The 14,213-nt window shown below is 71.1% G+C and carries 8 protein-coding genes; 3 read left to right on the forward strand and 5 right to left on the reverse strand.

Translation table 11 applies throughout. From position 1 onward, the window contains the following. Window positions 1–13 precede the first annotated feature (13 nt). The 4 genes from SM611_RS30600 to SM611_RS30615 all read right to left on the reverse strand — a co-directional run bounded on the left by SM611_RS30600 (window position 14) and on the right by SM611_RS30615 (window position 9,701). The gene (locus SM611_RS30600) at window positions 14–3,532 is read right to left on the reverse strand and encodes a bifunctional glycosyltransferase/CDP-glycerol:glycerophosphate glycerophosphotransferase (protein ID WP_371953782.1); all 3,519 of its coding nucleotides are present in this window, start codon (window positions 3,530–3,532) and stop codon (window positions 14–16) included. Window positions 3,533–3,575: 43 nt separating this feature from the next. Further along, window positions 3,576–7,019 carry a bifunctional glycosyltransferase/CDP-glycerol:glycerophosphate glycerophosphotransferase gene (locus tag SM611_RS30605; protein WP_371953783.1) on the reverse strand — a complete coding sequence of 1,148 codons (3,444 nt, stop codon included), beginning with the start codon at window positions 7,017–7,019 and terminating at the stop codon, window positions 3,576–3,578. A 171-nt stretch (window positions 7,020–7,190) separates the two neighbouring features. Then, window positions 7,191–8,129: a LysR substrate-binding domain-containing protein gene (locus SM611_RS30610; protein WP_371953784.1), complete on the reverse strand. Its 939-nt coding sequence runs from the start codon at window positions 8,127–8,129 to the stop codon at window positions 7,191–7,193. 117 nt (window positions 8,130–8,246) lie between these two features. Beyond that, window positions 8,247–9,701 carry a carotenoid oxygenase family protein gene (locus tag SM611_RS30615; RefSeq protein ID WP_371953785.1) on the reverse strand — a complete coding sequence of 485 codons (1,455 nt, stop codon included), beginning with the start codon at window positions 9,699–9,701 and terminating at the stop codon, window positions 8,247–8,249. Window positions 9,702–10,043: 342 nt separating this feature from the next. Between SM611_RS30615 and SM611_RS30620 the strand changes: the two genes are divergently transcribed. From SM611_RS30620 to ahpD, 3 genes are all read left to right on the forward strand, one after another. Then, window positions 10,044–10,808, forward strand: a complete 765-nt coding sequence (locus SM611_RS30620) for an alpha/beta hydrolase family protein (RefSeq protein WP_371953786.1) — start codon at window positions 10,044–10,046, stop codon at window positions 10,806–10,808. A 363-nt stretch (window positions 10,809–11,171) separates the two neighbouring features. Next, on the forward strand, window positions 11,172–11,726 hold the full coding sequence (locus SM611_RS30625; protein WP_371953787.1) for a peroxiredoxin: 555 nt from the start codon (window positions 11,172–11,174) through the stop codon (window positions 11,724–11,726). A gap of 72 nt (window positions 11,727–11,798) precedes the next feature. Then, the gene (ahpD, locus tag SM611_RS30630; protein WP_371953788.1) at window positions 11,799–12,341 is read left to right on the forward strand and encodes an alkylhydroperoxidase, AhpD family; all 543 of its coding nucleotides are present in this window, start codon (window positions 11,799–11,801) and stop codon (window positions 12,339–12,341) included. Between the two features lie 77 nt (window positions 12,342–12,418). On the opposite strand, the gene guaA is transcribed toward ahpD, so the two are convergent. Then, window positions 12,419–14,041, reverse strand: a complete 1,623-nt coding sequence (guaA, locus tag SM611_RS30635) for a glutamine-hydrolyzing GMP synthase (protein ID WP_371953789.1) — start codon at window positions 14,039–14,041, stop codon at window positions 12,419–12,421. Window positions 14,042–14,213: the final 172 nt, after the last annotated feature.

A 14,213-nucleotide genomic window follows, 5' to 3' on the forward strand; every position in this document is an offset into this window, starting at 1 on the left:
AACACGCCGCAGGTCAACGTTGGAAGAGCCGGTCGACGGTCCGCGCCGCCGCCTGGCCGTCGTCGTAGGGGCAGTACTTCACGAAGAAGCGGTCGTAGGCGTCCGCGTACCGCTCCTCGCTGTCCGGCGCCGCCTTGACCTCCTTGGCGACCTCCGCCGTCGTCCTCACGACGGGGCCGGGTGCCTCCATCTCCAGGTCGAAGTAGAGACCGCGCACATGGTCGCGGTAGCGCTCCAGGTCGTAGGCGTAGAAGACCATGGGCCGGCCTAGGACGGCATAGTCGAACATGGCGGACGAGTAGTCGGTGACGAGCACGTCGGCCGCCATGTAGAGCTCGGCGATGTCGGGGTAGCGGGACACGTCGATGACGAACTCGTCGGTGGCCGCGGGGGCCCTGTCCGTGACGAGGTGGTGCGTCCGCAGAAGGAGGACGTGGTCGTCGCCCAGGATCTGCCGCATGGTCTCCACGTCGAGCTCCAGCGAGAACCCCTGCCTGCCGGGGCCGTGCCGCCGGTCGTCCCGCCAGGTCGGCGCGTAGAGGACGACCTTCTTGCCGTCCGGGATGCCCAGGCGCTTGCGTATGTGCGTCCCGGCGCTCTCCCACTCGGGGCTGCTCAGGATGTCGTTGCGCGGATACCCCGCCTCAAGGACGTCCCCGTCGTACCGGAACGCGCGGCGCATGATCTGGGTGGCGTACGGGCTCGGCGACAGCAGCAGGTCCCAGCGCGGCACCTCCCACTCCATCCAGTCCAGGCGCTCGGTGCGCTGGTACGGCATGTCCCTGAGGTCGTGGGCGAGACGCTTCAGCGGGGTTCCGTGCCAGGTCTGGAGGTAGGTCTGGCCGTCGCGCTTGAAGTACCAGGGCGGGAGGCCGTGGTTGGTGACGATGTACCGTGCGCGCGCGAGGACGCGGTAGTGCTCGCGGCTTCCGGCCAGGACCGTCCTGATCTCCGTGTCGCCCGTGGCGTCGACCGAGAACTGGCCGTCCCGGGTGACCCACACGTATTCCAGGCCGGGGTCGCGCCGGGCGAGTTCCTCGTAGACGGCCCGCGGGTTGCAGCTGTACTGGGTGCCGTCGTGGCTGTCGAAGACGGCGATGTCCGCAAGCGGGCTGCGCAGATAGACGGGGTAGTCGCGCTGCTGGAGCAGCGCCTGCGCGTGGCGGCCTCGCTCGTCGTCGCCCAAGGCGGGACGGCTCTCCAGTGTCAGCGCGTCGGTCTGGTGTACGCCGAGCTCGAATTCGTGGGTGCCGACGCTCCGCCGGCCGGGCAGGGACGGGATCGCCTCACGCTCGACGACGACCGCCACCGCGCCGGCGCGCGTGCGCGCCAGCACGTCCCATGTTCCGCTGCGCAACGGCAGGTCCGTCCCGAACACGGCCATGGTGGCGGGCGTGCACACGGCGGTGAAGCGGTGCTCCTCCCAGGTGACGGGGACGCGGTGCTCGTCGCCCGACCGGCGCCGCCGCAGGACGAGGTGGCCGGGCCGGTCGTCCGGGTCGGCGAAGTCGCCGCTCAGTGTGAGATGCCCGCCGGCGTCCCATCCGGCCTCCCGGACGACCGGGCGGAAGCCGCGCTCGACGGCGCGCAGGTTGCCGAACGCCGTCCGGGTGAGCGCCAGTTCCCGGCCGCGGTCCCCGGGCAGGGCGAGCCGGACGGGCTTGACGTTGCTCGCGACGGTGAGCCGCAGCGGGCCGCCCTCGCCGGTCAGCCGGATGTCCCAGTCGATGGCGTCGCGCAGGTGCGGCTGGAGGGCGGGGCTCCCGCCGGCGGACACCAGGTACTCCAGCGGGAGCCGCGCCGTGAAGTCGAAACCGGTGCCCTCCGCCATGCGCAGGACCGCCGACTGGCGCAGCGTCACCTCGCCGCGGACCTCCTCTCCCCCGTGCCGGCGGGCCGCGACCATGGCGGCGCCGGCGCCGAGGGCCCGCCGCGTCCAGCCGGTCAGTTCGAGGACGTCCCCGTCGCGCCGGATCCGGGTGAGGACGGCCTTGGCCCGCTTGACGTGGACGACGAACGCGTCGTCGTCGCCTGCCGCCGGCTGGACGGCCACGTGCTCGTCCACATGGCGCGCCGCCGTCCACCGCACGGCGGGGGCCGTCGCGGTCAGCCGCTGCGCCGCCCTGCGCCCGGCCGTGGACACCTCCGCGAACAGCTCGTAGGTGGCCGTCCGCCATTCGTCGCCGTCCAGCAGGTATTCGGGCTCCACCCGCACGATGAACCCGGACCAGTCGTAGGAGAGGTTCGTCTGGCCGGACCGTGCCGTGACCTCCGGGCAGCGGGTCCGTTCGACGGGCAGCCGGATCTCCCTGCCGGTCTTCGCGTCCCGCATCCAGACCCGGATGCGGGACGCGGCCTCCGCCGAGACGTCGAAATGGTCGAAGTGGGCGTGGCCCTCCACGATGAGGGTGTCGACGTCCCATTCGACACGGTCGACGTCCGCCCAGAGGCCGATCTCGTCGGTGACGTCGTACACGTCCTCCGGGATGGAACGTTCCGCATCGTCGAAGAAGGGGTAGCGCGCGTACCAGCGTGCGCGCAGGCGCCCCCTGGGGACGACCGGGACGTCCTGGAGCCCGCCCTCCTCGAACCGGAGCACGTCGAGGAGTTCGGGCACCATGCGCTCGCGCAGCAGGTGCAGCTCCAGCCGCCTGATCGCCTCCAGTCCCTCCGTGGCCGAGCGGTCGGCGTCGGCGACGACCTCCGCGCCCAGCTCGACGAGCCGTTCGCGCTCCTCCCAGGTGGCACCGGGCAAGGCGAGCATGAGCTCGCGCACGTCCAGGTCGAGCGCGTACATGTCGTGGACGGCCAGCAGCTCCGGTTCGTGGTCGTGGACGAAGTTGCGGACGGCCGCGAGGGTCGCCATCCGGTCGGTGATGTGGGCCGGGTCGGGACGGAGCCGCGTCGCCGTCCCCGGACGGTCGCGCCAGTAGTAGACGGGCGTGTCCAGCACGTCCACGGCCGAGGCCAGAAGCTGCACCTGCGCGGCGACCAGGACGTCCTGGTCCGTCCCCAGTTCGAGGCGGTGCGCGTCCCAGAACGAGCGCCGGTACACCTTGTTCCAGAGCGTCCGGTCTTGCAGGAGCGCCGGATGACGGGTGACGTGCGTCGACCTCATTCTCCTGGCGTAGGGCTCCCGGTGCAGCGGCGACTGCCACACCCGGTCGCCGTCCAGGCACATGACGTTCCCGCCGGCGAGATCCGACCTGGTCGCGTCCAGCGTGCCGACCAGCAACTCGTAGGCGTAGGGCGGCAGGGCGTCCTCCCCGTCGGCGAAGGCCAGGTAGCGGCCCTTCGCCTGCTCCGCACCGGCGTCGCCAGCGGGCGTGTCGGGACCCGGCTGGAGCAGTGTGAAACGGTCGTCGCGCCCCGCGAACTCCTTCGCGAGGACCGCGCTGCCGTCATCGGACCCGTCGTCCACCATGAGCACCTCGACGTCGCGCAGGGTCTGCCCTGCGAGCGACTCCAGGCACGCTGCGAGACGGCCGCCGGTGTTGCGGAACGGGACGACGATGCTGATCTGCGGGGACACGTGCGACTCCGTGATGGTGATGAGCGGGGTTTTCTGGAGCGGGTCAGCGACCGGATCGGAGGACCCGGTCCAGCACGCGGGCGGCGGCGTGGCCGTCGTCGTGCGGGCAGTACCGGGCGGCGAAGGCGGCGCGCGCGTCCCGGTAGCCCGCGTCCAGCGCGGCCGGGTCGCGCAGCGCGTCGACGACCTCCCGCGACGTGCTCAGCAGCGGCCCCGGCGCCTCCGCGTCGAAGTCGAAGTAGAAACCCCGCACATGGTCGCGGTACCGCTCCAGGTCGTAGGTGAAGAACACCATCGGACGGCCCGTGACGGCGAAGTCGAACATGGACGACGAGTAGTCCGTGACGAGCACGTCACTGATGAGGAAGAGTTCGGAGATGTCGGGGTAGACGGACACGTCCATCACGCAGTCGCCCGGCCGCAGCTTCGGCCGGTCGGTCACGAGATAGTGCGTGCGCAGGAGCAGGACGTGGTCGCGGCCCAGCGCCGCCCTGAACCGGTCGACGTCGAGTTCCAGGCGGAACGCGCGCTTGCCGATGGCGTGGTGGAAGTCGTCCCGCCAGGTCGGCGCGTACAGCACCACCCGCTTGCCCTCGGGAATGCCCAGGCGCCGCCTGACCGCCGCCGCGATCTCGTCGCGGTGCGGGCTGCTCAGGACGTCGTTGCGCGGGTAGCCGCTTTCGAAGACGTCCCCCTGGTAGCCGAACGCCCGGCGGAACAGCGGAACGGAGAACGCGTTCTGCGCGAGGAGCAGATCCCACTGGGGGACGTCGTACTCCATCCAGTCGACGCCCTCCGTGCGCTTGAAGGGCATCTGCTTGACGTCGTAGCCCAGTTTCTTCAGCGGCGTCCCATGCCAGCACTGCACATAGGTCTGGTCGTCGCGTTTGGTGAACCATTCCTTCTGCGACCAGTTGCCGAAGACGAAGCGCGCGCGGGCGAGTGCCTCGTAGTGCTCCCGCGTGCCCACCAGGACGGTGCGGGCGCCCGCCGGCTTGCCGAACTGGCCGTTCTCGGTGACCCACACGCACTCCAGGTCGGTTCCGCGCCGCCGGAGCTCGTCGTAGATGCCGCGCGGGTTGCACGAGTACTGGCGCCCCCGGTACGCGTCGAACACGGCGAGGTCGCGGACGGGCAGGTTGAGGTGGCGCCGGTAGTGGCCCGACCGGATCCGGCTCTGCGCGTACGCCCCGCGCTCGTCGTCGTCCAGTGCGGTCTCGACCCGCAGCAGCAACTGGTCGGTCTTATGCGCGCGGACGGTGATGCGGTGCAGCCCCGCCTCGTAGGGTTCGGGCAGGTCGCGGAGGGTGTGGCGCCTGACGGCGACCGGGTGCTCCTGACCGCCGATGGTCGTGAGGACGTCCCAGCGGCCGGTCACCAGGGGACGGGACAGCCCGAGCATCGGCATGCGCGCGGGCGAGAACTTCGCGGTGAAACGGTCGCCGTCCCAGACCAGGTCGACGACGTGCTCCTCGGACGACCGCCGCCGCCGGAGGAACACCGAGTCGGGCCGTCCGACGCGGTCGGTGCACGTCCCGGACAGCCGCAGGGCGCCGTCGTCCGACCAGGACACCTCGTCGGCGATCAGGGACCGCCCGCGCACGACGATCCGCAGGGTGCTGCGCCGCGTCCTGGCGATCTCCAGTTCGCCGCCGGGGACGGGGAACGCGGCCCCGGCCGCGTCCTCGTCCAGGTACGGCCGGACGCCGCCCGGCAGGGCGACCTCCCAGTCGCCCTTCCGCCGGACCAGCCCGGCCACCGGCAGCCTCGCCCGGAACCCCTCCCCGCCGACCCGCTCGACCGGGCCCGCCACCGTGGCCCGGCCCGACCTCGGCGTGGCGGTGACGCGCGGCTCGTCCCCGAGCGGGGCGCGGCTCCAGCCGTCCAGGCACAGTTCGCCGCCCTCCAGATGGCACCCGACGACCGCCGCCGCCGTCCGCCGCACCTGCACCACGAACCGCTGCCGGCCCGCGACGCCCTGGACGAGGACGCCCGGCGCGCACTCCCGGTCGTCCGGCCACTGCCGGCTCGTGAGGCGCGGGTTCGCGAACGTGGAGCGCCGCCGCAGCCCTCGGTTGACGACCTCCGCGCACGGCACCCAGTCGATGTCGCGCCAGCGCCCGAACATCTTCAGCGCGGCCGGCTCGATCTCCGCGACGAACCCGGACCAGTCGTAGGACACGGCCGACTGCCGCGACCGGGCCGTCACGTCCGGCCGCCGGACCCGCGTGACCGGGACGCGCATGAGGCCCCGCTTGTTCGCCGCCACCAGCCACAGCCGGATCCGGGAACCGTCCTCGGTGGAGGAGTCCAGGTGCCGGATGTAGGCGTGCCCCTCGATGCGGAGCCGCCCGTCCACCCAGGCGGCCCGGTCGACGGCCGCGACCGGCTTCAGCTCGTCGGTCACGTCGTACACGTGCGCGGGGACGGCCCGCTCCTCGTCCTCGAAGAACGGGAACTCCGCGTACCAGCGGTGCCGCAGGCCGCGCCGCACCCGGGGCGCGTCCGCCGCCATCTTGAGCCGGACGAACCGCAGCACCTCCAGCAGCTCCGGCAGCATCCGGCGGCAGAGCAGGTGCAGTTGCAGGCGCAGGATCGCCGGCAGCCGCTTCAGCACGCGCGGGCTGATCTTCCGGGCCAGTGCCGCACCCATCGCGACGAGCTCCTCGTGGTGCTCGTCCTGCGTCCTGGGGAGCGCCTCCAAGAGGATGCGGAGGTCGATCTCGATGAGGGAGTGCTCGTCGTACGCGTTGAGGAACTGGGGCGCGTAACCGGTCATCGCCTCCCGCAGCGCACGCGCGGACGCGAAACGCTGCCGGAGGTTGTCCCAGTCATGGCGGTCGTCGGTGATGGACCCCGGCCGCTTACGCCAGTAGTAGACCGTCTCGCTCAGGACGTCCACGGAACGGGCCAGGGCGTGCGCGCGCGCCATGACGGGAGGGTCCTCGTAGAAGCCCGTGGGGAACTCCAGGCCGGTCTGCTCCCAGAACTCGCGCCGGTACACCTTGTTCCACGGCGTACGGTCGCGCATCAGGACCGGCTTGGACGACACATGCGTCCGCGAACAGGATTCCGTGAACACGCCGTCATGCAGGGGCGACTGCCACGTGCGGTCGGCCTCCATGCGCTGGACGTTGCCGCCCGCCATGTCGGAACCCGTCCGGTCGAGGGAGCCGACCAGCCGCGCATAGGCGTCCCGCTCCACGACGTCATCGGCGTCGGCGAACGCCAGGTACGTGCCCCTCGCCTGCCGCACGCCCGCGTTGCGCGCGGGCCCCGGGCCCTCCTGCTCGCGCGTGAACAGGCGGAAGCGCTGGTCGCGGGCGCACATCTCCTTGGCGAGCACCGCGCTGTTGTCGGTGGACCCGTCGTCGACCAGGATCACCTCGATGTCGCGCAGCGTCTGCCGGGCCAGTGACTCCAGGCACTCCCGGAAGTACTCCTCGGTGTTGTGGAACGGCACGACGACGCTGAGCTTCGGGGACATGGGGCCTCCTCCTCGCCCCACAGAGCATGGTGACGTCACGCCACCGCATGAACGCGCATCGCCATTGCCAGAGCCTCCCCTGACGCAGACTTGACCTCGCCTGGCCCGGTGCTTACGGTCCCGTGACCCTCCGTCCGGCGGCTCCAGGCGCGGAACCGCGGCGGTGGCGGCCTACGGTCGCGCGGGGCGGATCCCCGGGGCGACGCCGGACTCGGCGACGGCCATGCGGACGCTCTCCGCGAGCGCCTCGAACTCGTCCACGCGAGGGCACGTCGACCGGAACCCGAGCCCGATCCGGCGGAACGGCGCCGGCGGCGCGAACCGGTGCAGCCCGAGGTTCGGCGCCCGGCGCGTCTCCACCGGCAGCGCCGTCTCCGGGACGAGCGTCACGCCGAGCCCGCCCGACACGAGCTGGACCAGCGTCGCCAGGCTCGTCGCGTAGGTCGCCGCGGCCGTGCGGGCGCCCACGTCCCGGCAGACGTCCAGGGCCTGGTCGCGCAGGCAGTGGCCCTTGTTCAGCAGGAGGACGTCCATGTCGTGCAGCGCCTCGCGCTCGATCCCGTCGTCGCCGAGTTCGGAACCGGCGGGCGCGACGAGCACGAAGTCCTCCTCGTACAGGACGATCTCCGTCACCCCGGCCGCGAGGAGGGGCAGCGCGAGCAGCACCACGTCCAGCCGCCCGGCGAGCAGTTCCGCGACGAGGTGCTCGGTCTGGTCCTCGTGCACCGACAGCTCCAGGTCGGGGTGCTCCTTGGCGAGCCTCGGCAGGACGATGGGCAGCAGGTACGGCGCGACGGTCGGGATGACCCCGACCCGGAGCGGGCCCACCAGCGGCCCCCGGACGGCCTTGACCTCGTCCACCAGGCGGTCCAGTTCCGCCAGGACGACCTCCGCGCGCCGTGCGACGTGCTCGCCGGCGGGCGTCAGCAGGACCTTCCTCGTCGTCCGCTCGACGAGCCGCGTCTCCAGGTTCTCCTCGAGCGCGGACACGGCCCCGGACAGCGCGGGCTGGCTCATGCGCAGCGCGGCGGCGGCGTCCCCGAAGTGCAGATGCTCCGCGAGCGCCAGGAACGCCCGCAACTGGGCCACCGTCGGTCTGCTGATCGCCATCTCGACCGAACGTTATCCAACGACCGTCACAGATCGTGATGCTTCGCTGGTCAACGGCCGGTGGGATTCACCACAGCATGTGATTCGCCACAGCGCGCCTCACCACGGGTCCGGCCCTCACGGCAGGGGCAGCCGGTCCGGGTGCGGGATGGGGGAGCCGGGCTCGGCGACCCGCCTGGTGAACGTGCCGTGGAATCCGAACGGGATGTGGTGCTTCAGGTTCAGCGCGGCGACGTCCTCCAGGCCGCGGGCGTCCAGGACGCGGAGCTGCGACCTGTGCTCCGCGCCGAGGTACACCACGGTCAGGAGCCACCCGTCGTCCTCGGCGGCGTCCGGTGTGCGGGGCACGAAGATGGGCTCGCCGACGTAGGTGTGCGGGCCCATCCCATGGGCCTCGGTACGGCCGGTGTCGCCGTCGACCTTCAGGACGCTGTCGTACTCGCCGCTGGTCCCCGTCCGTCCGCTCATGTAGGTGTACCGGTGCGGGCGGGTGGAGCGGCGCCAGTCGAACTGCGGAAGCTCGCCCGGCACGTCGGAGAGCCGCGTCTCGATCACGCGCCCGGACGGCGTGATCCGGTAGCGCATGAGCCTGCTGGGCGGCAGTTCGGGGAACCGCGTGCGGAATCCGGTGAGGTCGCGCCGGATGTCCTCGTAGTCGTCGAACAGGACCAGGTCGACGACCGTGTCCGTCCCGTCCTCGAAGGCGTTCGCGACGTGCAGGTGGACGAGCGTCTCGTGCTCCACGATCCGCGCCGGGCCGCCGTTGCGCGGGACGAGCACGAACCGCGTCCCCTTCTCCGGACGGTGCCGGATCGCGTCGAACATGGGCCCGCCGCTCAGCATCGTGCGCAGGTCGAACATGTACGGGTCCAGGACGAACACCATGTGCTCGGTCGTCAGCGCGACATCGTGGTTCCACGGCATGTTCAGCATCCGCACCTTGGCGAGCCGCCGCAACCGGCCCTGCCGGTCGACCTTCCAGCAGTTCAGGTGGGGCAGCGGCGCGAACTCCTGGCCGAAGTTGAACATCTCGCCCGTGACCGGGTCCCACTTGGGGTGGGCGGAGAACGCCTTGAGCATGCCCCGGAGCCGCCCGCCGAAGTCGTGGACGCCGAGCGTCTCCAGGGTGTCGGGGTCCAGCCGGTGGGGCGGGCCGCCCTCCCACAGGGCGAGCAGCCGGTCGGCGTGCATCACGACACCGGTGTTGGCCGCGTTGGCGGGCCCCTTCGCCTTCGCGAAGTTGGTCCAGAAGCCGCCCGGAAGCGCCGTCCCCACGGCGGGCCTCCGCGCCCGGCCGGCGACCATGCCGTCCACGAACTGCGGCGTCCGCACGTACCGGTTGCGGTAGCGGACCTCGCGGCCGTCGAAGCTGAACTGCGAGACCATCCCGTCGCCGTCGAAGAGGTGGTGCAGCAGCGTGCGCCCGACCTCCCACTTGCCCGGCCCGATCCGGTAGAGCGTCCCCGTCAGGTCGGACGGAAGGTCCCCGTCCACCTCGTCGATGACGTAGTCGTGCTCGTGCATCAGCGGGGTGAAGATGTTCTCCATGTCCGGCGCGGTCTGCAAGGGCACGGCGGCCTCCCGATCTGGGGACGAACGTTGCCAGAAAGGTAAGTTCTAACTTACGCCACGTCAATGGACGTCCCCGGGCCTCCGCCGGGAACGCCCACGCCGGCGAGGCGATCGGCGACCACCCTCCACCACGTCCTGGAAACGGCCCTGGCTCCGGCCGAAAACGATTGGACGGGACTTTCCCCGGCCCGGTAGCGTGCAGGCGCCCGTGAACCGGCTGAGGAGGTGAGACCCATGAACGCTGTACGGAGGTGGGTGCTCCCCCTCGTTTCACGGTCGGGCGACTGACGTAGGTGTCGCCGGGAGCGCCTCGGAACAAGGCACTCTCGAAAGGCGACACCTGTGCATTCTCTGCAGTTCACCGCCGAGTCGTCATCGGACGGCATGGTCGAGCGCGACTTCACCGTGGGCGAGGTCCCCGGCGTCCTCTGGTCGCCGCCCTCCGGCGCCGACCGGGCGCCCCTGGTGCTGATGGGCCACGGCGGAGGCAACCACAAGAAGCATCCGGCGATGTCGGGCCGGGCGCAGCGCCTCGTGTCCGGCTGCGGCGTCCACGTCGCCGTCATCGACGCGCCCGGTCACGGCGACCGGACGCGCACGGCGCACGACGAGCGGGAGATCACCGCGATGCAGCGGGCGATGGCGGCGGGCGAGCCGGTCGGTTCGATCGTCGTGCGCTACAACGCCCACCTGGCGGACCGCGCCGTGCCCGAGTGGCGGGCCGCCCTGGACGCCCTCCAGGATCTCGCGGAGATCGGCGCGGACGGGCCGGTCGGCTACTTCGGCCTCAACATGGGCACCGCGATCGGCGTGCCGCTGGTGGCGGCCGAGCGGCGGATCACGGCCGCGGTCTTCGGCCTCCACTGGCCCGGGGGCCTGGCGGAGCAGGCGAAGAAGATCACCGTCCCCGTCGAGTTCGCCATGCAGTGGGACGACGAGCACATCCCGCGCGAGGCCGGCCTCGCCCTGTTCGACGCCTTCGCCTCGAAGGAGAAGACGCTGCACGCCAACGCGGGCGGTCATAAGGAACTACCGAGGTTCGAGGCCGACAGCGCGGTCCGCTTCTTCGCCCGCCACCTCGTCCGGACACCCCCCACCCCAGCCTGACCCGCGGCGGTAGCGGCGGCCCACCCGCCGCCGCTACCGCGCACGCTCGCTGGTTGTGGACGGTCGGGTGGGCGGCCTATGCTTGCGCGCTACGCAGCGTTAGGCCCGGTTTGGGGCGAGTCTGTGTGATTTGCGTCTATGGGTGACGTGGTCGGCCAGCCGGGGTGCGCACGTTCCTGCTGGTCATGGGGGCATCTCAGGGATTGATAGGCGAGTCCTATCGGATTCTTGGGATTCATCGATTTCTCTTTCGGGTCGGGGCGCGGCACTGTCGGTGACATCGGCCGCCGAGGTGGAGACCCCGCGGCCCTCCTGCGCCTCCTCATGCGGAGGCGACCCTTTTCTCATGATGAAGGAGCATGCGTGCTTACTGTCGGTGACAAGTTCCCCGAGTACGAGCTCACCGCCTGCGTCTCGCTGGACGCCGAGAACGCGTTCGAGACGATCAACCACAAGTCCTACGAGGGCAAGTGGCGGGTCGTCTTCTTCTGGCCCAAGGACTTCACCTTCGTCTGTCCGACGGAGATCGCCGAGTTCGGCCGCCTCAACGAGGACTTCGCCGACCGCGACGCGCAGGTGCTGGGCGCGTCCGTGGACAACGAGTTCGTCCACTTCGCCTGGCGCAAGGACCACCCGGACCTGCGCGAGATCCCGTTCCCGATGCTGTCCGACCTCAAGCGCGAGCTGTGCGAGGCCCTCGGCATCCTCACCGAGGACGGCGTGGCGCAGCGTGCGACGTTCATCGTCGACCCCAACAACGAGATCCAGTTCGCCATGGTGACCGCCGGGTCCGTCGGCCGGAACGTCAAGGAGGTCCTGCGGGTCCTCGACGCGCTGCAGAGCGACGAGCTGTGCCCCTGCAACTGGAACAAGGGCGAGGACACCCTCGACGCGACCAAGCTGCTGGCCGGCGCCTGATCCGCCGAGATCGTTCACGGCCGGCCGCGGCGGGACGCGCGGCCGGCCGTCCGCTGGAAAGGACCTGTGATCATGAGCGTTGACGCGCTGAAGAGCGCCCTCCCGGGATACGCCAAGGACACCAAGCTCAACCTGGGCTCGCTGACCTCCACCTCGCAGCTCACCGAGCAGCAGCTGTGGGGGACGGTCCTCGCCTGCGCGCTCGCCACGCGCAGCGCCGTCGTCATCCGGGAACTGGCCGAGGAGGCGGGCGACTACCTGACCGCCGAGGCGTTCGAGGCGGCCAAGGGCGCCGCGTCGATCATGGCGATGAACAACGTGTACTACCGCGCCACCCACCTGATCGGGGACGAGACGTACGCGACGCTGCCCGCCAAGCTGCGGATGTCGATCATCGGCAGGCCGGGCGTGGACAAGGTCGACTTCGAGCTGTGGTCGCTGGCCGTGTCGGCGGTCAACGGGTGCGGGCGCTGCCTGGAGTCGCACGAGAAGGTCGTCCGCGAGGGCGGCCTGTCGCGCGAGCTCGTCCAGGAGGCGCTGCGGATCGCCGCCGTCGTCAACGCGACCGCCGCGACGCTGGAGGCCGAGGCCGCCCTCGCCCCCGCCACCGTCTGACCTGCCCGGACACCGCACGGAACGCCCGGCCGGAACCGCTCTCCGGCCGGGCGTTCCGCATGGTGCTCAGCGCCGGGTCACTCCCACTCGATGGTGCCCGGGGGCTTGGACGTGATGTCGACCGTGACGCGGTTGATCTCGCGGACCTCGTTGGTGATGCGGGTCGAGATCCGCTGCAGGACGTCGTAGGGGAGCTTCGCCCAGTCGGCCGTCATGGCGTCCTCGCTGGTCACCGGGCGGAGGACGATCGGGTGCCCGTACGTCCGGCTGTCGCCCTGCACGCCGACGGAGCGGACGTCCGCCAGCAGCACCACCGGGAACTGCCAGATGTCGCGGTCGAGGCCGGCGCGGGTCAGCTCCTCGCGGGCGATGGCGTCGGCGTCGCGCAGGATGTCCAGGCGGTCGCGGGTGACGGCGCCGATGATGCGGATGCCGAGGCCGGGCCCCGGGAACGGCTGCCGCCACACGATCTCGGACGGCAGGCCGAGCTGCTCGCCGAGCGCGCGGACCTCGTCCTTGAACAGCGTCCGCAGCGGCTCGATCAGCTTGAACTGCAGGTCGTCGGGGAGGCCGCCGACGTTGTGGTGCGACTTGATGTTGGCCGCGCCGGTACCGCCGCCCGATTCGACCACGTCCGGGTAGAGGGTCCCCTGGACGAGGAACTCGACCGGTTCGGCCGCGTCCTCCGCGCCCCTCTGAGGGGACGACCCCCCAGACCCCCCAGACCCCCCGGAACCGCCGTGGACGATCTCCCGGGCCGCCTCCTCGAACACGCGGATGAACTCGCGGCCGATGATCTTGCGCTTCTCCTCCGGGTCGGAGACCCCGTCGAGGGCGGCGAGGAAGCGGTCCTGCGCGTCGACGACGTGCAGGTTCACCCCGGTGACGGCGACGAAGTCCTTCTCGACCTGCTCGGGCTCGCCCTTGCGCAGCAGGCCGTGGTCGACGAACACGCAGGTCAGCTGGTCGCCGATGGCCTGCTGGACGAGCGCGGCGGCGACGGCGGAGTCCACGCCGCCCGACAGCCCGCAGATCACCCGCTTCGCGCCGACCTGCTGCCGGACGGCCTGGATGGACTCGTCCGCGATGTTCAGCATCGTCCAGTTGGGGCGGCATCCGGCGCCTTCGTAGAGGAAACGCCGGAGGATCTCCATGCCGTGCTCGGTGTGCAGGACCTCCGGGTGGAACTGGACGCCGAAGAAGCCGCGCTCCAGGTCCTCCATGCCGGCGACCGGCGTGACCTCGGTGCTGGCCGTCACGGTGAAGCCGGACGGGGCGCTGCTGACGAAGTCGCGGTGGGACATCCACACCGCCTGCTCGTGCGGCAGCCCCTCGAACAGCATGCCCGGGGACGTGACGGCGACGGTCGCGCCCCCGTACTCGGCGACGTCGGAGTTCTCGACCGTCCCGCCCAGGGCCTGCGCCATCACCTGGTGGCCGTAGCAGATGCCGAGCGTCGGGACGCCGAGGTCGAACAGCCCGTCCGGCGCGGCGGGGGCGCCCTTCTCGTACACCGAGGCGGGGCCGCCCGACAGGATGATCGCCTTCGGCCGCTTCGCGAGCATCTCCGCCGCCGGCATCGTGGACGGCACGATCTCGCTGAACACATGGCACTCGCGGACGCGCCGCGCGATCAGCTGCGCGTACTGCGCGCCGAAGTCGACGACGAGGACGGTGTCAAAGGACTGGTCTGCGGGCACCGACTAAGCCTTTCGCACGGCCGGAAGGGGCCTCCAGTCTACGGGCCCGCTGCCTGCGCCGATGCGCCGCACCCTCGCCCCGGCCGTCACATGGCGCGACTGGCCGATAACGGTCGGCATCCATTTACCTTGATCACGCCCACTCTTACGCTTCGCTCTGATACGTGTTAAT

Source organism: Actinomadura monticuli (assembly GCF_041463655.1).
Taxonomy (GTDB): Bacteria; Actinomycetota; Actinomycetes; order Streptosporangiales; family Streptosporangiaceae; genus Spirillospora; species Spirillospora monticuli.

What these genes read in the sequence shown, in the direction of transcription:
- SM611_RS30605 (WP_371953783.1), bottom strand. Translation starts at nt 7,019, where the DNA reads ATGTCCCCGAAGCTCAGCGTCGTCGTGCCGTTCCACAACACCGAGGAG.
- SM611_RS30610 (WP_371953784.1), bottom strand. Translation starts at nt 8,129, where the DNA reads ATGGCGATCAGCAGACCGACGGTGGCCCAGTTGCGGGCGTTCCTGGCG.
- ahpD (WP_371953788.1), top strand. Translation starts at nt 11,799, where the DNA reads ATGAGCGTTGACGCGCTGAAGAGCGCCCTCCCGGGATACGCCAAGGAC.